Origin of the sequence: Veillonella intestinalis (assembly GCF_943193155.1) — a bacterium.
GTDB classification, from domain to species: Bacteria; Bacillota; Negativicutes; order Veillonellales; family Veillonellaceae; genus Veillonella_A; species Veillonella_A intestinalis.
The window spans coordinates 181382-201988 of the sequence record NZ_CALPDB010000004.1 but is presented as its reverse complement, the minus strand read 5'-3'; the positions used below and the strand labels follow the sequence as shown (position 1 = coordinate 201988).

At 39.4% G+C, this 20607-nt stretch carries 18 protein-coding genes; 7 read left to right on the top strand and 11 right to left on the bottom strand.

Annotated features, from left to right (window positions below; genetic code table 11):
- Positions 1-21: 21 nt before the first annotated feature.
- The 8 genes from NFR44_RS06165 to NFR44_RS06130 all read right to left on the bottom strand — a co-directional run bounded on the left by NFR44_RS06165 (position 22) and on the right by NFR44_RS06130 (position 9169).
- Positions 22-1281: an Nramp family divalent metal transporter gene (locus NFR44_RS06165; protein WP_251442469.1), complete on the bottom strand. Its 1260-nt coding sequence runs from the start codon at positions 1279-1281 to the stop codon at positions 22-24.
- Positions 1282-1389: 108 nt separating this feature from the next.
- Positions 1390-2244 carry a hypothetical protein gene (locus NFR44_RS06160; RefSeq protein WP_251442170.1) on the bottom strand — a complete coding sequence of 285 codons (855 nt, stop codon included), beginning with the start codon at positions 2242-2244 and terminating at the stop codon, positions 1390-1392.
- Between the two features lie 256 nt (positions 2245-2500).
- Positions 2501-3301, bottom strand: coding sequence for a tryptophan synthase subunit alpha (gene trpA, locus NFR44_RS06155; protein WP_251442167.1), 801 nt, complete (start codon positions 3299-3301; stop codon positions 2501-2503).
- Positions 3294-4490 (bottom strand): tryptophan synthase subunit beta, encoded by a 1197-nt coding sequence (trpB, locus tag NFR44_RS06150; RefSeq protein ID WP_251442155.1) that lies wholly within the window; start codon positions 4488-4490, stop codon positions 3294-3296. Before trpB ends, trpA begins: the two co-directional genes overlap by 8 nt.
- A 93-nt stretch (positions 4491-4583) precedes the next feature.
- The gene (gene trpCF, locus NFR44_RS06145) at positions 4584-6017 is read right to left on the bottom strand and encodes a bifunctional indole-3-glycerol-phosphate synthase TrpC/phosphoribosylanthranilate isomerase TrpF (RefSeq protein ID WP_251442152.1); all 1434 of its coding nucleotides are present in this window, start codon (positions 6015-6017) and stop codon (positions 4584-4586) included.
- A 12-nt stretch (positions 6018-6029) separates the two neighbouring features.
- Positions 6030-7046, bottom strand: a complete 1017-nt coding sequence (gene trpD, locus NFR44_RS06140) for an anthranilate phosphoribosyltransferase (protein ID WP_251442466.1) — start codon at positions 7044-7046, stop codon at positions 6030-6032.
- Positions 7047-7101: 55 nt separating this feature from the next.
- Positions 7102-7668: an anthranilate synthase component II gene (locus NFR44_RS06135; protein WP_251442137.1), complete on the bottom strand. Its 567-nt coding sequence runs from the start codon at positions 7666-7668 to the stop codon at positions 7102-7104.
- Positions 7649-9169 (bottom strand): anthranilate synthase component I family protein, encoded by a 1521-nt coding sequence (locus NFR44_RS06130; RefSeq protein WP_251442134.1) that lies wholly within the window; start codon positions 9167-9169, stop codon positions 7649-7651. The genes NFR44_RS06135 and NFR44_RS06130 overlap by 20 nt, the downstream gene beginning before the upstream one ends.
- 693 nt (positions 9170-9862) lie before the next feature.
- Here NFR44_RS06130 and NFR44_RS06125 point away from each other — a divergent pair.
- Positions 9863-10540, top strand: a complete 678-nt coding sequence (locus NFR44_RS06125) for a lactate utilization protein (protein ID WP_251442132.1) — start codon at positions 9863-9865, stop codon at positions 10538-10540.
- 197 nt (positions 10541-10737) lie between these two features.
- Here the strand turns inward: NFR44_RS06125 and NFR44_RS06120 are convergent, their stop codons facing one another.
- The 3 genes from NFR44_RS06120 to NFR44_RS06110 are packed head-to-tail and all read right to left on the bottom strand — an operon-like array spanning position 10738 to position 14292.
- Positions 10738-11616, bottom strand: a complete 879-nt coding sequence (locus tag NFR44_RS06120) for a CoB--CoM heterodisulfide reductase iron-sulfur subunit B family protein (RefSeq protein WP_251442130.1) — start codon at positions 11614-11616, stop codon at positions 10738-10740.
- On the bottom strand, positions 11616-12572 hold the full coding sequence (locus tag NFR44_RS06115; protein WP_251442128.1) for a succinate dehydrogenase/fumarate reductase iron-sulfur subunit: 957 nt from the start codon (positions 12570-12572) through the stop codon (positions 11616-11618). Before NFR44_RS06115 ends, NFR44_RS06120 begins: the two co-directional genes overlap by 1 nt.
- Before the next feature lies 1 nt (position 12573).
- The gene (locus tag NFR44_RS06110; protein ID WP_251442126.1) at positions 12574-14292 is read right to left on the bottom strand and encodes an FAD-binding protein; all 1719 of its coding nucleotides are present in this window, start codon (positions 14290-14292) and stop codon (positions 12574-12576) included.
- A 603-nt stretch (positions 14293-14895) separates the two neighbouring features.
- Between NFR44_RS06110 and NFR44_RS06105 the strand changes: the two genes are divergently transcribed.
- From NFR44_RS06105 to NFR44_RS06080, 6 genes are all read left to right on the top strand, one after another.
- Positions 14896-15570: a response regulator transcription factor gene (locus NFR44_RS06105; RefSeq protein WP_115310675.1), complete on the top strand. Its 675-nt coding sequence runs from the start codon at positions 14896-14898 to the stop codon at positions 15568-15570.
- Between the two features lie 19 nt (positions 15571-15589).
- Complete coding sequence (locus NFR44_RS06100) at positions 15590-16999, top strand: sensor histidine kinase (RefSeq protein WP_251442124.1); 1410 nt, start codon at positions 15590-15592, stop codon at positions 16997-16999.
- Positions 16996-17721 (top strand): hypothetical protein, encoded by a 726-nt coding sequence (locus tag NFR44_RS06095; protein WP_251442122.1) that lies wholly within the window; start codon positions 16996-16998, stop codon positions 17719-17721. The genes NFR44_RS06100 and NFR44_RS06095 overlap by 4 nt, the downstream gene beginning before the upstream one ends.
- Before the next feature lie 550 nt (positions 17722-18271).
- A complete protein-coding gene (locus NFR44_RS06090) occupies positions 18272-19501 on the top strand; it encodes an LL-diaminopimelate aminotransferase (RefSeq protein ID WP_251442119.1) in 1230 nt (409 codons plus the stop codon).
- Between the two features lie 31 nt (positions 19502-19532).
- Complete coding sequence (gene queD / locus NFR44_RS06085; protein ID WP_115310671.1) at positions 19533-19871, top strand: 6-carboxytetrahydropterin synthase QueD; 339 nt, start codon at positions 19533-19535, stop codon at positions 19869-19871.
- Positions 19858-20517, top strand: coding sequence for a radical SAM protein (locus NFR44_RS06080; protein WP_251442107.1), 660 nt, complete (start codon positions 19858-19860; stop codon positions 20515-20517). Before queD ends, NFR44_RS06080 begins: the two co-directional genes overlap by 14 nt.
- Positions 20518-20607: the final 90 nt, after the last annotated feature.

Sequence of the window (20607 nt, the reverse complement as noted above, 5' to 3'; positions counted from 1 at the left end):
ATATTTCAAATAACAAGAAAATTATGCTTCAAATAACAGGAAAATATTCATGCCTGTTACTACAATACCAATAACCCACAACATAACAGCTGTAGATGGTTTGTTCTTATAAACACCCATAACTTTAGCTGAGCCAGTCAAATATAATTGCAAGAAAATGGTAAATGGCAACTGTAGACTCAAGAACATTTGTGAAATAAGCAACGCTTTAAAGGAATCTTGAATAAACAAAATAAGCACTAAAGCAGGAATATACGTCAACGCTAAGCCAATACGACTATGAAAATCTTTCATATCGTAAGATTCACCAAACATACCGGCAAAAATACTGGCTCCTGCCATCCCCGCTGTAGCGGAAGAAGCAAATCCAGCAAACAATAAAGCAAGTGCAAAAATAATCCCTGCCGACGGACCAATAAGGGGTACCAACAACTCTTGTGCCTGTTCTAACTCTTCTACTATAATTCCCTGCTGGAAAAACGTAGCCGCAGCCAAAATAATCATAGCCGAATTAATAGCCCAGCCAATGCCCATAGAAAAAATAGTATCTAAAAACTCATAACGCAAACGTTTTTGCATTACTTTTGGATCTTCTTTGTTAAACTCACGGCTCTGAATAATTTCAGAATGCAAGAATAAATTATGAGGCATAATAACAGCCCCTAAAATACTCAAAATAACCAACATAGATTCATTAGGTAACGTAGGATTCACCCAAGCTAAGCCAGACGCAGCCCAATCTACATCCACCATAGATAATTCAGCTAAATACGCCAATGCAATGAGCGAAACGAAACCGGCAATTACCTTTTCGAGCTTACTATACGAATTGGTTAACAACATAAGGGTACAAATAATAGCCGTCAGAATCGAGCCAATAAATAAAGGAATTCCAAAGAGCATCTTAAGTGCTATGGCCGCCCCTATAAATTCTGCTAACGCCGTAGCAGCAGCCGCTAACCCAGCGGTACTTAACAAAATTCGCGACAACCAGCGTGGCAATGCTTCATAGGCACATTCCGACAAACACCGACCGGTAACAATTCCTAAATGAGCCACATTATGTTGCAAAAGAATTAACATAATTGTAGACAAGGTAACAACCCACAACAAATCATAGCCAAACATGGCCCCAGCAGCTAAATTGGCTGCCCAGTTACCGGGATCAATAAAACCTACTGTTACAATAATACCTGGTCCAATATAACGAAATACTTCAGATACTTGCATTCGTTGTTGATGGACTGTATTTAATTTTTCTTTAACACGACGCAAAAACATACACTTCACCATTCCCTATCTATTGTTTCATTACTAAACGGTCATTCTAATGCCCCCTAGTAACCCAAACTCACAACTAAAATGGTTACTATTATATGTTACATTAGCCTATGCCTTAGTTTCTTCTATTGCAGTAGCTGTATTAGTTTCTCCTGATACAGCTGTTTTATTGGCTTCCTGTTCAGCCTCAACTGCTTTAGCTATATTCTTATCAGACTCAGATTGATTTTGAGCCCCAACTTCTGTATCTGTTTTCTTTTGAGCTTCCGCATCCTTATCGGCTTTCTTTTGTGCCTCCGCTATTTCTTTAGCCTCTTCTGCTTCTATGCGTGCTCGATTTTTAGCAAATTGAGCACGTGATTTTTCTGCTTCTTTATCTGCTTCTTCAATAGCTCGACGACCTACTTTATCAAATAAAGCATCCGGTGCGGCCACATCACTACCGCCAATAACAACGCCTACACGGGTGCGGAAATCATTTTTCCCACCTTTGCCAAAGCGAATACGCACATCACCGCCGGTCTGGATACGACTGCGGTCAACTTCAAAAGACTTCATGCGTTCCGCAATTTCTTCCTTCGTCAAAGCTGGCGTTTCACCATTAGCAGCAGCACTTTCATCACGCTTACCTTCTCTAATTTCTTGATCACGATTATATTGCATTAAATCATCACGGAATTCACTATACAAACGAATGGCAATATTTTTATCCGTGTCATTCATCTGTTCCCGTTTCTCTACAATATCAGCCACAAGAGGCGTTAATTCATAACGAGTATATACTTGCCCATTTAAGTTCAAGCCTTTAGTATCAGTAATAGCCCCATGCTTTACCAAAGTCTGTATTCCTTGGTACGCCCAATCAGTAGGCTTTACATCAGCTAAACGATTATCGGCTTGACTAGCACTCATGGTGCAAACCGTGCATACAGTGGCTACTAATAACACTCTTTTCCAATTCATGGTTAGTCTCCTTATTAACTTAATTCATCCATATTATATCATGTTTTTTCATTTATCGCTATCACTGAAAGTCATTATCAAATAGCCGCATCATTTAAAACTCGCCCTAACGTTTCAATCATAGCTTTCAAACGAGTAATCTCCCTATTAGAAACTATACCGAATGGACCTAAACATTTCATGAAAAAACGCCTAACAAGTAGGTAAAAAGCCTACTCATTAGACATTTCTCACAGTTCTCTATTCAATATCTCTATTAAACTTCACTAACAGCGGCTTTCATAGCTTTTACATAAGCCTCTAAAGCTGTATCTGCTTGATTACCATGGGCTTCAATAATTTTTACAATCGCCGAACCTACAATAGCCCCATCCCCTATGGTAGCCATATTTTTAGCTTGTTCAGGTTCTGCAATACCAAAACCAATGGCTACAGGAATGGCTGTATATTTTTTAATAGTAGTCACTAAACTAGCCACATCGGTAGTAATATTTTTACGGACCCCTGTAACACCTAAAGACGAAACGCAATAAATAAAGCCTTTTGCCTCCTTCGTAATTTGTTCAATTCGTTGCTCCGATGTAGGGGCAATTAAAGAAATCAAAGTCACATCATAGGCATTGGCAACAGACTCAATTTCACCTTTTTCTTCGTACGGTAAATCTGGCACAATAATGCCACGAATATTTAGCTCCTTACAACGTGCAAAAAATCGCTCTGCCCCATATACATAGACAGGATTTAAATAGGTCATAAAAACCAAAGGAATTGTCACTGTCTTACGCACAGTGGCGACCATATCAAAAATGGCATCGGTCAACGCCCCTTGGGCTAAGGCTCGTTCCGAAGCCCGCTGAATAACTTCCCCTTCAGCAACAGGGTCAGAAAAAGGAATGCCAATCTCTATTAAGTCCGCCCCAGCTGCTGCCATTATTTGGATATAGCGCGCAGTAGCCTCTAAACTCGGATCACCAGCTGTTAAAAAGCCAATAAACGCTTTGCCCTTAGCAAACGCTGTAGATATGTCAAAATTGTCTGTATACATTGTCTTATTCATGAATATCGTGCCCCCTATATTTAGCCATAGCGGCTACATCTTTGTCACCACGACCAGATAAACAAATAATGATAGATTCATCACGTCCCATTGTCGGCGCCACTTTCATAGCATGTGCCAAGGCATGAGCACTTTCAATCGCCGGTATAATACCTTCTGTTCGTGAAACGTATTCAAAAGCAGTAACAGCTTCTTCATCAGTAATCGGCACATAAGTAGCTCTGCCTATATCATGCAAATGGGAGTGTTCTGGTCCAATGCCTGGATAATCAAGGCCTGCTGAGATAGAATACACTGGCGCAATCTGTCCATATTCATTCTGTACAAAATAAGAGCGCATACCGTGGAAAATACCAGGTGTACCTTTTGCTAACGTAGCTGCATGCTCTTTAGTTTCAATGCCTAAACCAGCCGCTTCACAACCTACCAATTGAACCGTTTCATCAGCAATAAAATGATGAAACATACCTATTGCATTACTACCACCGCCTACACAAGCCATAACCATGCTAGGCAGTTTACCTTCAGCTTGCAAAATCTGTTCTCTTGCTTCTTTACTAATAATACTTTGAAAATCACGGACAATCATAGGAAACGGGTGTGGCCCTACAGCTGACCCCATTGCATAATAAGTATCCTCTACACGACGAGTCCATTCGCGTAAGGTTTCACTTACCGCATCTTTTAAGGTCATAGTGCCCGAAGTAACAGGATATACCTTAGCACCTAACAGTTCCATACGATACACATTAAGTGCTTGTCGCTCCGTATCTTCTTTACCCATAAAAATTTCACATTCCATACCAAGGAGCGCCGCTGCAGTTGCAGCCGCTACCCCATGTTGTCCTGCCCCTGTTTCAGCAATAATCCGCTTTTTCCCCATTCGTTGTGCCAATAAAACTTGACCAAGAACATTATTAATCTTATGAGAACCTGTATGATTTAAGTCTTCTCGTTTTAAATAAATCTTAGCACCCCCTAAGTCATCACTCATATGCTTTGCATAATATAAAAGTGAGGGCCGCCCCGTATAATTTACTTGTAACGCTTCTAATTCAGCAATAAAAGCTGGATCATTTTTATATTGTTCATAAGCAGCTTCCACTTCAAGAACTGCATTCATTAATATTTCGGGAATGTATTGACCACCATGTTCACCATAGCGCCCTTTTCGATTAAATTCTGTCATAGTCTTACCTCTTTCACACAATTCACCTTGCTATATAATTGTCATATATATCTCTGTTATATCTTTTTATCTGTCAGCTTCAGTTATATCTATTTATCTATCAGCTTCGGTTACGTCGGATACCGTTTGCAAAAATTGCTCTATCTTTATCTTATCTTTTACACGATTTGTTTCGACCCCACTACTAATATCTACCCCATAAGGCTGTACTTGACGAATAGCACGGGCAATATTATGTGTGCCTAAACCACCAGCTAAAAAATAAGGTCGTTTACAATCTTCTAAAAGTGTCCAATCAAAAGTTTCACCAGTGCCACCGCTATAGCCTTGCTTATATGTATCAAAGAGCAGTAAATCCGCTTGTGAACTTTCACAAGCCATTAAATCTGCCTTAGACTGCAAAGACACGGCCCGCCAAATAGGGATGGATAAATGGTGCTGCAAAGCCCTCACAGTTGTTTCAGCCTGTGCTCCACATACTTGCACTACATCCAAAGGAACTATCTTTACGATTTCCATAATTTGCGCTACAGACTCTTCCACAAAAACGCCTACTTTTTGAATCCCTGGCGTTAAACAATCCGCCAATGCCTTAGCTTGCTTCGCTGTTACTTGACGTGAACTCTTAGCAAACACAAAGCCTACATACTGTGGTTTTATCGCCAATTCATTAATAATTGCTATGTCTTCGAGTCGTTTTAAACCACAAATTTTAGTCATCACAGGTTTAGTTCTACCATATAAATCAGACAAGGCCGCTTTTTTATTAGGAGCTCGCATGAAATGCTCCCCAATGAGGGCCGCTTGTATATGATGTTCGCGTAATTGCTGAATATGACTGGCACATTCCAAACCGCTTTCAGACACAAATATTACCTCTGGTGGTACTAAATGGCGCAATTCTAAACTATGCTTAATATGGACTGTAAAATCTCGCAAATCTCGATTATTAACACCAATAATACGTGCTCCTATGGCTAAGGCTCGCTCTATTTCTTCAGCACTATGAGTTTCTACTAAGCAAGATAAGCCTAAGCTATCAGCTAAATTATAAAAACGTTGTAATTCTTCATCTGTTAAAATCGCACAGATTAACAAAATGGCCTGTGCCCCATATACTTTTGCCCCATAAATCTGATATTCATCAATAAAAAAATCTTTTTGCAACAAGGGCAATGTAACTTGTTCTCGAATCCGCATTAAATAAGAAACATGCCCCTTAAAGAACTCTGGCTCTGTCAATATAGAAATAGCCGCAGCCCCTGCTTCTTCATATTCTTTGGCAATCTGTTCAAAAGGAAAGGAGGGCGCAATTACTCCTTTAGAAGGTGATGCCTTTTTTATTTCACAAATAAAATTCATGTCGCTCGCCCGTAAAGCTTTTTCAAAGGGATACGAAAAAGGTCCTCTACTCAACTCTGAATCAGCTAGTGACGTAGCGAGTACCTTTAATTCCTCTAAAGCCCTCTCACTTTTTTCTTTAGTAATGCGCCTACGTGTTGCTTCCACAATTGTATCAAGAATCATACGTCACCTCTCTTATCCTACCGCCTCATTAGTAGCTTCTACTAAAGCCTCCAAAACGGCCAAAGCTTTACCTTCATCAATTAAACGTGCTGCTTTTGTAATACCTTCTGCAATAGAGGTGTTTGGTTCTGCTAAATGGAAACTTACACCAGCATTCAAAAGCACTGCATCTCGCCGCGGACCAAGTTCACCGCTCAACACAGCCCGTGTAATGGCTGCATTAGTAGGACCATCGCCACCTACTAAATCCGCGGGCTTTGCGTACTCTAGACCATAATCAGCCGGATCTAAAATATACGAAATTAATTTGCCCTCTTTAATCTCACAAATATAGGTCTTATCACAAGCTGTAATTTCATCTAACCCATCAAAGCCATGAACTACAGCGCCACGCTGAACACCTAAATTAGCTAACACTTGCGCTAATGGTTCTACTAGACTTTTATCATAAACTCCCATTAACTGTTTAGTGGCTCCCGCAGGATTTGTTAAAGGCCCCAACACATTAAATACAGTGCGAATACCCAAAGCTTTACGAACTGGGGCAGCATATTTCATAGAACTATGGTACAAAGGGGCAAACATAAAACACATGCCCACCTTGTTCAGTATAGTCTGATTGCTATTACTAGGCACGGCTAATTGAACACCTAATGCTTCTAAACAGTCGGCTGCGCCACATTTACTGGATACGCTGCGATTGCCATGCTTAGCTACGGGTACTCCGCCTGCGGCAATAACAAAACCTGCCGTAGTGGAAATGTTAAAAGTATTTGCCTTATCTCCACCAGTTCCTACAATTTCAAACACCTCTTGCTCATGAACTACTGGCACCGCCTTTTCACGCATGCCTTGAGCAAAGCCAGTAATTTCATCAATACTTTCGCCTTTTAAACGCATAGCCCCAAGCAAAGCCCCCATTTGTGCTTCATTTGCTCGCCCTTCCATAATTTCACGCATAGCTCGCAAAGCCATTTGATAGGTCAAATCACGACCTTCTATTACCGTTTCGATTGCTTCTTGTATCATGTTTTCACTCTTCTTTCTCATTCTCTTTTTTATCAACGTATTACCCGTATCTCATTTATAGGGCTAAAAAATTCTCTATTAATTGTGCCCCACAAGGGGTCAAAATTGATTCTGGATGAAACTGTACTCCAAAAATAGGATATTGACGATGTTCTAACGCCATAATTTCACCATCCGCTGTCTCAGCTGTTATTACTAAGTCATTCGGTAACGTATCCCCTATTACTGCTAACGAATGATAACGTGCTACCTGAAAGGTAGTCGGTATATCTTCGAATAAGACAGATTTCGTCAATTGCGTAACCTCACTGGCCTTACCATGAAGTATCTCTTTAGCATAGCCAATCGTACCGCCATAGGCTTCAGCAATTGCTTGATGCCCTAAACATACGCCCAACAAAGGAATGTTGCCTTTTATTTCTGAAATCAATGTTTCATAAATGCCCGCCTCACTAGGTCGCCCAGGTCCTGGGGACAATACAATATGACTTGGCTGTAATGCTAGCACCTCAGGCACCGTTAGTTCATCACTACGAACTACTTTTACCTTCGCACTCATAGAACCTATTAATTGGTACAAATTAAAGGAAAAACTATCATAATTATCTATCAGTAATACCATAGGCTGTCACCATTGCTCCTTTTTGAATTGCTTCAATCATTGCCTGAGCTTTATTGCGAGTTTCTTCATATTCACGCTCCGCAATACTATCTTGCACAATCCCTGCACCAGCTCGCACAAGAACCTGTCCTTCTTTAGCTACGGCCATGCGAATCCCAATGCAAGTATCCATATTACCTGAAAAATCAATATAGCCGATAGCCCCTGCATAAATACCGCGTGGTGATTTTTCAAGGTCTTGCAAAATTTGAACCGCCCGTATCTTCGGCGCCCCGGATAAAGTGCCTGCTGGTAAAGTAGCACTTAAAGCATCTAACGCATCCTTTCCGTCTCGCAAAGTACCTGTAACAGAGGAACAAATATGCATAACATGAGAAAACCGCTGAACATCTCGCAATGATTCAACTTGTACCGTACCAAATTGACATACACGGCCTAAATCATTACGCCCTAAATCAACTAACATATTGTGCTCTGCCAATTCCTTCTCATCGTTCAATAACTGCTGCTCATATGCTATATCTTCTGCTTCTGTCCGCCCTCGTGGCATTGTACCAGCTATGGGAAAAGTGGCTACCTGACCTTGGCGAACTTTCACTAATGTCTCTGGCGAAGCACCAGTAAGTTCTAATTGAGGGCTACTAAAATAGAACATATAAGGCGAAGGATTTGTAGTTCGCAACACGCGATAGGCATTTAACAGACTGCCTTGAAACTTTGCTGACTGTCCATTAGAAAGAACGCCTTGAAAAATATCCCCTTCCTTAATATATGTTTTCACAGTCTCTACAGCTGTTATAAATTCAGCTTCTGTAAACTCACCCTTAAATTCAGTAAGAAGTTGCCCTGAAGCTAATTCAGCCTCTTCGCCAGCTACCACTAATTTAACCAAACTTTCCAATTCTAATTGCCCTTTATAATAATTGGTCTCCAGTTCATCCGTCCGAATATTGACGATTACAAATATCTTATTGCGGTAATGATCAAAAGCAATTACTTTGTCAAAGAGCATTAAATCTACATCATTAAAACTCGGTTTAACACTCTCATCTACCTTAGCTAATCGCTCCCTTTGTCTCTGAAATCCTTCTTGCAGCGTAGGTTCTGCATAGCTCATATATTCATAGCCAAAGTAGCCAACTAAACCACCTGTAAAAGTAGGTAGCCCTGCTAGCTGAGGACTTTTATACTCGTTTAAAATATGGCGAATCACTTCATTTGGCGCTGTTGTAGTAAACTGTTGTGTCGTCACCCCTTTGATTGTCATCACAGATTCTTTGCACGTAATTTCTAATAGCGGATCAAAGCCTAAAAACGAATAACGCCCCCAATTCTCTTTATTATCAGCACTTTCTAATAGAAATGCTGTTTTACTAACTTTCTTTAACGCTTTTAAAACAGAAATAGGTGTTCGTACATCAGCAAATATTTCTTTGTAAATTGGCACTATAGGAAATTCTGATTGATATCTTTTTAATTCTTCTAATGATATAGAACTCATACTTACTCTCCTTTGGGTATAAAAAAACGCCCTTGGCAAATACATGCCAAGGGCGGGTCTTATAAACTCGCGGTACCACCTTGTTTGAATAGCTATAATAATTACAGTATACCCTACTAGTAACTAATTACATACATATCCCTCTCATTCGCAGGGTACTAACATACCCCTCATTGTTAACGCCAATGTCGCGTCGCTACATACTAAATCAGACATAAAATCCGCATTGCTTTTACTTATACCTAGCTATCTAGCTAAAAGCAAAGTGTCCAATCGTTCCTAGCGCCCTCAACGGTCCATTTAATAAGCTGCGTTCTGTGAAATCTCAGCCACCTTCACTCTCTGTAAGTGCACGTCCTATTTTTATCTCCGTCTCTACGGTTTAAGAGCACCTTATTTAATTATAAAACTTAGCAAATGTCTCTCACTCTTTTTTATCAGCTAAGTATTCTCTATCTTCTCAAATAATCAACCTTATTAGTCTTTAGTTTACATTCAACGACATACAAATTCCACAAGTTTGTCCTTTTGAAGTAATACTCTGTCCACTAAGGTTGTATATTATAATAAACAGATTTTTCTCATCTGTCAAGATAAAATTTACGCCTAGGAACAATAAATTCATCGTGGTACAATACAAATATACACTATATATACTATATATACCATTTCATAACCATTAAGGAGAATCCCATGGCTAATACAAATACTACCATTGATGCAGTAACTAATCCTACACCAAATGAAATGACAATTGATATTAACAAAACTATTAAAAATTTGGAACGCAATAATTTTGTAGTTCATTATTTTGAAAATCGCCAAGAGGCTATTGCCTATTTAAAATCACGAATTCAAAATAAACGAGTGGCCTTAGGCGATTCTAGAACCTTACAAACTATACAGGTCTATGAAGCCTTAGAAGGACAGAATAAAGAGATAACTGACATCCAACGCCCCTTAGACGGTGAAAACTTTCGCCAAACTGCGTTACGCACTATGCAACGAGACGTATTCCTCACCTCAGTTAATGCCCTAGCCCAAACAGGGGAAATGGTAAATATTGATGGAACTGGCAATCGTGTAGCCTGCTCCCTTTTTGGTTCAGAAGAAGTATTCTTTGTTGTAGGCATCAATAAAATCACGCCTGACCTAAGCTCAGCCATTTATCGTGCACGGAATATTGCCGCGCCACAAAATGTAGTAAAAAACAAAAAATCTACTAAAAACCCTTGCGCCATTCGTCAAGATAAATGTTATGATTGTGCTTCACCTGATCGAATTTGCAATGCCTTAACAATCTACTATAAAAAAATGCGTAATATGGATATTATGGAGATTATTATCATCAATGAAGACTTAGGTTTCTAATCCCCTTGCCTTAAACTGTATGTAAAAATACAAAGCCTTTAACTAGTAACACATTTTATCCATCTTTTAGTAACACATTTTGCCCATCTTTTAAATATTATATATAAATTTAATAAAAATAAATCCCCTGTTCATCTTAATGAACAGGGGATTTTTATAGGTACAAGCTATCTAACGAGAACCTGTATTACCTAATATTATGCACCTACGAAACGATTCAAAGCTGCAGTGCTAGTCATATGGCGTTTAGTCATACCAAGTTCAGCAGGGCTAATACCTAATGCTAAACCGATTAACTGACTCATATGAATAATAGGCATATCTTTGTCGTTTGGAACATATTGTTTTGCTTCTTTCTGGAACATATCAAGCTGCATTTGACAAAGTGGGCAAGGTGTTACTACACAGTCAGCCCCTTCTTTAGCTGCATCAGCATTGATGGAACCAGTCATTTGCATTACGGAATCATGAGCTGGATATACAGCATGGAAACCACAGCAATCAAGCTTACGAGAGAAGTCGATTGGTGTAGCACCAATAGCTTTGATTACGTCAGCTAAACTAGTTGGGATTTGGAAATCTTCAAAACCAGTTTCTTCAGCTGGACGAAGAATATGGCAACCATAATATTCAGCCACACGAAGGCCACTTAAAGGTTTAACAACTTTAGCTTTTAGGTTGTTCAAACCATAATCACGAATTAATACCCATAAGAAATGAGTTACATCGCTAGTACCTTTATATTTTAAGCCCGCTTGACCTAAAATATTGTTAACGCGAGCGCGTTGAGTTTCATCGCGATCAAGTTCGTTTTTAGCTTCACGAAGCATCAACGTACAAGTGTTACAAACTGTCATTAACTGAACGCCTTGTGCTTCAGCTAAAGCAATATTACGAGCATTCGTAGCAAGAACGCCTAATGGGTCGATATCTTGAACATGGGATGCACCACAGCAAGTCCAACCTTCTAATTCTTCAATTTGAATGCCTAATTTCTTAGCAACCGCAACAGTGGCGATAAAATCTTCTTTGGCGGCACCTTCAAGTACACAACCAGGGAAAAATGCGTATTTCATTATCTTTCTGCCTCCTCTGCTGCTTTAACAATGGTGCGCACATCCTTAATACCTTGAACTGGTTTGTGTGGAACTACAAGTTCAAGAGGATTAATCTTACCATGTGCCCAGAGACGCATAGCGTAGAGACCTTGTTTAGCGGAGTCTACAAGACCATCTGTTTTAAGACTCATTGTTACTTCGTTCAAGCGGCCTGTTTTAATAAGGTCTTCACGGAATGCGATAGCATGGCGAGTACCTTTATTAGTCAAGCCAGCTTTAGTAGCTACTGCACGAAGTTCAGAGATATCTTTAGCTGGTTTTAAATGTTTTGGACAACGGGAGATACAGTTCATGCAATGAACGCATTTCCAAAGACCATTTTCAAAAGCAGGATTTACGTGAGCCATTGGTGCAACATCACGGGAATCTTGAACAAAGCGATTTGCTTTTGTATATACATATGGATCCAAGAAGTCTTCACGATTTGCAGTCAATTTATTACATTCGGAAGCACAGCAACCGCAAAGGATACATTCTGTGTTAGTAACAAATTTTTTGAAATCTTCTGGAGTTTGACGAGAACCCATATCACGATTAAATTCAGGTTTCATGAAAATCCATGGAGCCACTGTTTTAAGACGGTTAACTTTAGCTTCCCAGTCAACAGCAAGGTCACGGATTACATCGAAGTTACCGATTGGAGCAATTTCAATCGTATCACTACCAAAACGTTCAGTAATATCGTCAATTTTGCTTTCACAACCAAGCATAGCTTGACCATTAACTTTGATGGAGCAAGCGCCACAAACCGCACTACGGCAAGCAGCGATGAATGTTAAGCTTGGATCGATAGTATCTTTAATTTTTTGAAGGCCCCAAAGGATTGTACGATCTGGTTCATAGTCAAAGGAATAGGTCTGTACATAGGAGCGACCTTCATTATAACGATGGATATTATAAGTAATCTGTCTCATCTTAGTACGTCCTTTCTTTTGGTTCGAAGCGGGTAATTACAACTTCACTTTGACCTACTTCGTATTCGCCATCTTCTTTAAGTTTAATTACAGTATGATTCAAGAAGTTAGCATCATCACGTTTCGTGTAATCTTCACGAAGGTGACTACCACGACTTTCTTTACGACGAAGAGCGCCTAAAGTAACAGCTTTTGCTACTGTTAACAAGCTACCAACTTCAATGTAATTTACGAAAGCCATATTGAACGTACGGTTAGTATCGCCTACGTAGCAAGTTTTATATTCTTCAATCAAGCGATTTAAAGTTTCTAATTCTTTTTCCATTTTAGCTTCTTCGCGGAAAATACCTACGTTATTCCACATGGAAAGAGCCATTTCATCACGAATTTCAGCAATAGGACGACCAGTTGTACGACTAGTTACTTCGCGGAATTTTTGTTCCCAGCTATTAGCTGCATCATTAAGAGCTTTAGTAGCGTCTTTAGCTGCATTATTTTTTACATAATCTACAGCGCCTTCACCAGCTACTTTACCGAATACAACAGCGTCAGCCAAGGAGTTACCACCAAGACGGTTAGCACCATGTACGGATACACAAGCAGCTTCACCAGCAGCAAATAAACCTGGTACACAAGTACCGCAAGTTTTGTAATCGTTAACATCAATACCGCCCATGGAATAGTGACAAGTTGGACGAATTGGAATTGGTTGAACTAATGGGTCAGCATGTTCGAATGTGATAGCCAAGTCACGAATACCATGAAGTTTTTCAAGAATAACTTCTTTTGGTAAGTGACGAACGTCAGCTACTACATAGGCATCAAGACCAGTACCAAAGCCACGGCCTTCAGCGATTTCAGTTTCGATAGCTTTTGCTACAACGTCACGAGGTGCTAATTCCATTTTACTAGGCGCATAGTCCTTCATAAAACGTTCCCCTTTATTATTTAAGAGGTAACCACCTTCACCACGAACAGCTTCGGACATTAAGATACCGCTCTTACCAAGACCAGTTGGATGGAACTGAACCATTTCAGGGTCTTTCAAAGCTACACCAGCGCGGAAGCAAGCTGCCATGCCGTCACCAGTAGAAAGGTAAGGATTAGAAGTACGTGTCCAGTACATACGACCAGCACCGCCAGTAGCGATTACTAATGCAGTAGTAGCGATTTTTTCTACACGGCCTTCTTTCATATTCCAAGCAACAACGCCACCTACAGAGCCGTCGTCAGTTTTTACGATGTCTAATAAGTACCAATCTTGAAGGAAATGTACATTTTCCTTTAAGCATTGTTCATACAAGGTATGCAAAATTACATGACCAGTTTTATCGGCACTATAGCATGTACGAGGATATGCTTGACCACCGAAATTACGTTGTGCAATTTTGTTTTCACTAGTACGGGAGAATGGCACACCAAAGTAATCAAGTTCTTTGATTAATTCAGGACAACGACTGATAAAGAATTCAACAGCGTCCTGGTCAGCAAGATAGTCACTACCTTTTACAGTATCAAAGATATGATCTTCAATAGTGTCTTCTTTTGCTACATTGTTTAATACGCCATTAATACCGCCTTGAGCCATAGCCGTTGCTGAACGACTAGGGAAAATTTTGGTAATAAGAGCAACGCGCAAACCTTCTTGATGAGCTGCTTCTAAAGCTGCTCGTTGGCCAGCTCCGCCGCTGCCTATTACTAGAACATCAAACTGTTCCATAATAACCTCCTAAACTTGTACCTACTTCCTACAGTCTTATTAACGGTATGCGATACCTGTTGCATACCAATCCTATAGCTTGTTACTTAATTATAGCGGTTTTTAAAGGTTTTTGTCCAAACTCAATTACTCATACTTGAAAACATACTTCACAAATGATAATTTATATCAATTAGTTAATTCCCTTCAATTTAGGGTATAATTAATGCATATACAACTGTCATTTCCCAGTAAATCAACGTTTATTTTATATGTATTCTATTCTTTTATATTTCAGAATAGAAAAAAGTAATAACTAAACGAAAACCATTATCATCGTTTTTTTCTGTTTTTTTCTGTTTTTCCTTTAAACGTCCAAAAAACGTCTAATCTATGCATAAAACACAAAGGTGCACAATTTAGTTATCATAAATTTAATGCCCAAAGGATATCTCTTCATAATGAGTTCATTCCCTTACGTTATACTGGGCGCATAAAATTGCTATTAATTAATTGTTATAATTAATTACGAAGAGCATCAAATATATTTGTGTTTGATTATAGTCTGTTACCTTCCATATTGGGTGTGAAACAGGCTTATTTCTGTAAGACAGGAGTGATTATATGAAAGTTTTACTAGTTGAAGACGAAGAAATGTTAAATAATATTATCGCCAAACGCCTCCGCGTAGAGTCCATGACAGTAGACTGCTGTTTTGACGGTGAGACCGCATTAGACCATATCAATACATCCAGCTATGATGTTGTTGTAATGGACGTAATGATCCCTAAAATGGATGGTTTCACAGTAGTACAACATTTGCGCCAAGAAGGTAATAAAACACCCGTTTTATTCTTAACAGCGAAAGATGCCCTTCAAGATAAAATCAAAGGTTTTAATCATGGTGGAGATGACTATTTAGTAAAACCTTTTGAATTTGAAGAGTTAATTGCTCGTATCTACGCCTTATCTCGTCGTAGCTACAACCATGCTCACAATGATTTAGAAGCTGGTCCTTTGACAATCAATAGCCAAAGTCGTACCGCTACTTTACATGGCCATGAGTTAGTATTAACAGCCAAAGAATTCGACCTATTATATTATTTAGCAAGTAATGTAAACATCGTATTATCCCGTCAACAAATCCTTGACCATGTATGGGAATATGATTATGAAAGTTATTCTAACTTAATAGATGTATATATTAAAGACTTGCGTAAGAAACTTGACGTAGCCGACGAAGCCAAATTAATTCATACCGTACGAGGTGTTGGCTATGTGTTCAAAGTGGAAGAATAAGGAATCAAATTTGCAGGGAATGGGACACTGGTTTCGTTCCCTCTTTGTCCGCAACGAAAACGGACTCTTAGGCAATCCTTTTAACCGATTGCCCATTACTTTAAAAATCACTGGTTGGTACTCTATCTTTTTGCTCCTTATGTTACTCATGCTATCCGTCTTCATTCTACAATTTACACAATTGTGGGAAGACTCTGAAATGCGTAGTACCTTGCAATCACGAGTTATCAACACAGCCGATAATTTGATGCGTTTTAGACCCTTCCAAGATGGTGTTTTTACGGTACTCTATATGGACAACGGGGTGGCTATTAAAGGGGCTATTCCTGATGGCTTTCCACCAGAAAGTATGCTCTCCCCCCATCACATTACAGAAATAACTGTAAAAAATGCGACCTTCTACTATTATGATGCCCCAGTAGCTGATCCAGCCTTTCACGGTTGGGTTCGTGGTGTGTTACCTGCTACTACAGCAAGCCGTGCTGCCAATATTATGCTCTGGTCACTTATTTTAGGTGGTGTCATCTTCTTAGTAATTGGAACTAGTGGTGGTTACTGGATTATAAAACGAGGCTTACGGCCTATTCGTAATATGACCCAAACAGCGGCTACTATCGGACAAAAACGCGACTTATCACAACGTATTGAACAATTAGTCGATAGTCATGATGAAATTTCAGCCCTATCGCAAACTTTTAATAGCATGCTGGATAGTTTAGAAAACTCCTCACTGCGAGAAAAGCAATTCAGTTCGGATGTATCTCATGAATTGCGAACACCAATTGCTGTTATTCAAGCAGAAAGTGATTTTGGCAGAGCCTATATCAATACTATAGACGAAGCTAAAGAAAGTTTTGAACATATTTTCCAGCAAAGCCGTTTTATGACAGCTATGGTTACGCAATTACTTGATATTGCACGCCTTGATAATATGGCTAACATAAAAAAAGATCCTCTTGATTTAAGTCAAATGATGCAAGAAGTCGTTGATAGCTATCAACGTATCTGTAAGGAAAAACAGATAACCTTACAGGCAAACCTTGAACCAAATCTATCCATAACCGGTAATCTTCCATTTTTAAAACGTGCCGTTGGCAACTTAGTCGATAACGCAATTAAATTCACCAATGATACTATTACAATTGCCTTAGAAAAAGCCGATGAAGCCATTCGCATTATCGTCACTGATAATGGCGCTGGCATCAGCCAAGAAGATTTAGCAAAGATTTGGAATCGCTTATATCAAGTCGATCAGGCTCGTACTAAAAAAGCAGACCAAGGTCTTGGACTGGGACTCTATTTTGTACAAAACATCATAAAGTTACATCATGCCAAAGCCTATGCTGTAAGTGAACCTCATGTGTCAACTAGCTTTATTTTGGAATTTCCTACAACGACCGCTGAGGCCTCTGGAAAGGATTTACCATGAAACATTTAATACAACCCTCTTCTTCTGTTGAAACCACTGATACAGAGCCACCGACGCGACGAATTCGTCGCATACTCTCTATCTTCATTGCAGTCAGTATTATCGGTACCATCATCTATGGGATTCACGACTACCTAAAGGCAGAAGAACAGGAAAAAGTAGTAGCTGCCCGTTCTGAAATGATAAAAGCACAAGCTCTCGCCAACAATTTAACATTACTCAGCGAAGAACGTATCAAAGAACTAACAGCTATTAATACAGGCGTTTCTTTAAATGAACTCTCCTTTAAAGAAATTGCCCTCATAGCATTTGATGATTTACCAGTCCCTCCGCAAGTCCGCAAAGGTCATGCTCGTCAAAGTAGCACTGATAAAGAGTTGATGAATGATCCTGATAAAATGGTGATTCCTGGCGAAGAAGAAGGTAATGTAGCGTCCTTACCACCACTCAAAATGCCTATTAAAAACGAAGCTACCCATAAATCATCTATAGGAAATCAAGGCCCATTAGTAGACCCAGTACCGGAAGGAACTGTCACCAAAGAAGCAGCTCCTACTACCACAACTAACAAAGCTATGCCGGCTAATGATTTTAGTCGTACACCCCCACAGGAATTTCAAACACATCCTTTCTATCAAATTAAGGCTACACGCTCTGGTTTAACCTATGAATTAATTATTGACGGGGTTAATGGACATATAATTAAATCTATAGTACACTAATATCCTAGGATAATTGACAAGCTATATATATCAAGCGGTTTACTGCCCATTTCGTCCATTAAATAAAATACGAATTTTTCACAAAAAAACTCGATAAATCGCCAAAATGTTCATTTTCCATTCATTTTGGTGGCTTATGATTATATTATCAAATGAATGGTAATTCCGATACCCCATTCGGATTGCCTGTATCATTGATTACAGGGAACTATATCGAATCTGAACCCTCCCTGTTCGGCCGATATAGGTAATCAATATTTCATTTGATTAACACTAACACTCCCCTTACAAGAAAAACAGGAATCCCTCCCCGGATTCCTGTTTTTCTTTATTTTACTATCTTTATTGCCATAAAGGTCCTAAATATAGTAAAATAAAACAATAAATTTAATATTTTCTATATTATATAGTATTTATATAGTGTGCTAGCTTTAGCAATACGCTAGAACTTAGGACAAAGGCTCTATAATTCTATAATATAGTAATAATTATGTACTTACACCAATATGTACTTACACCAATATGTACTTATACTAAAAGGAGGTCTCCTATGGCTCTAATTAATGAAAACTATGCCAATCTACAAAGTTCCTATTTATTTGCTAATATTGCACGTAAAGTGGCGGACTTTCAAAAAGCCAATCCTAAGGCTGACATCATTCGCCTTGGCATTGGCGATGTAACCCAACCACTAGCACCAGCTGTTATCGAAGCTATGCATAAAGCCGTAGACGAAATGAGCCATGCGGAAACCTTCCGTGGTTATGGCCCTGAACAAGGCTATGAGTTCCTACGCCAAGCTGTAGTCGATCACGATTACAAACCCCTTGGCATCGATTTAGCAATTGATGAAGTATTTATTTCTGATGGAGCCAAATCTGATGTGGGCAATATCCAAGAATTATTTAGTGCTAATAATACGGTGGCCATTACTGATCCAGTATATCCCGTATACTTGGACAGTAATGTAATGAGTGGTCGTTCTGGAAAATTTGTAGATGGTCACTTTGAAAATATCGTATATTTACCAACCAATGCAGAAAATAATTTCTCCCCAGACTTTCCTGCCAAACGAGTTGATATCGTTTACCTTTGCTGCCCAAATAATCCAACAGGCACCGTATTAAGTCGTAAACGCCTTAAAGAATGGGTGGATTGGTGCAAAGCTAACGATGCGGTGCTCATGTTCGACTCCGCCTATGAAGCTTTTATTAGTAGTGAAGACACCGTCCATAGTATCTATGAAATTGAAGGCGCTCGTGATGTAGCTATCGAATTCCGCTCCTTCTCTAAAACAGCGGGTTTCACCGGTACTCGCTGTGCCTATACGGTAGTACCAAAAAGCTTAACTATCAACACAGCAGATGGTAATAAACAAGCCTTAAATGAACTTTGGAATCGTCGTCAATGCACAAAATTCAATGGTGTGCCTTATATCATTCAGCGCGCTGCCGAAGCAGTCTATTCAAAAGCAGGTTATAAACAAACACGGGAAGCCATTGCTTACTACAAAGAAAATGCTCGTATCATCCGTGAAGGCCTTGAAGCCATTGGTCTCACCGTATTTGGTGGCGTTGACGCCCCTTATATTTGGCTCAAAGTGCCAACAGGTATGACTAGCTGGGAGTTCTTCGATTTGCTACTAGAAAAAGTGCATATTGTAAGCACCCCTGGTGCAGGTTTTGGGCCTTGTGGCGAAGGCTATTTACGCCTCACTGCCTTTGGTAGTCGTGAAAATACCTTGCGTGCCATCGAGCGTATTAAAACCTTAGAAATATAAATTTGAAGTATACATATAAAGAGAGGATTACATGTTTACTGTTGTAAAAAAGTTAGAAATTAGTGCATCACATCAATTAAAATTAACCTATAAAAGTAAGTGTCAAAATTTACATGGCCATAACTGGATTGTACACATCTATGCACGCAGTGCTGAACTTGATGAAAACGGCATGGTTATTGATTTTGGTCACATAAAAGAAGCTATTCATGGTCGCCTTGATCATAAACATGTCAATGATATTATGGGCGATATTAATCCAACAGCTGAAAACATGGCTAAATGGATTGCTGACGAATTAGGTGAAAAATGTTTCAAAGTCGTAGTGCAAGAATCTGAAGGGAACGTGGCTATCTATGAACGTGATTGAGCTCTTTAGCTCTATCGAAGGGGAAGGAACTCGTCAAGGTTTTCCCTGTTCCTTTCTCCGCCTTCATGACTGCAATCTCCGCTGTGTATATTGTGATACACTCTACAGCTATGGTGATGATGCAGTCTTTGAAACTCATACCGTAGCAGACATGGCCGATGCTTTAGACGCCTTAGGCAATCGCTATATTACAATTACTGGTGGCGAGCCACTCCTTCAAGCTAAAGAAGTGGAAGAGTTAATTGATCTTCTAAGCACGCGAACAACTCCTTATGGCCCCTACGAGTTCAATATTGAAACCAATGGTAGTATTTTACCGCCTTTTCAACGAGCTAATGTATTTTACACCTTCGATTATAAATGCCCTGACTCAGCGGCGGAAGAACATATGCAGCCAACGCTCTGTGAAGCCCTCTCAGAAAAAGACGTACTCAAATTTGTAGTCAGCTCCTATAGTGATCTACAAAAAATGAAAGAAATCATTACGACTAAACAACCGAAAGGACACATCTTCGTCTCCCCTGTATTCGGTAAAATTGACCCTAAAGAAATTGTGGAGTATCTCCTCACCAATCACTTACAACAAGTACGTTTACAATTACAAATTCATAAATTTATATGGGATCCTGATGCTAAAGGGGTATAACAAAAAACCGTGGCGACCTCAGTTCACACTGAAGTCGCCACGGTTTTTATTTTAACTACTTTATAGTCTACTAATCTGTACTATTTATAA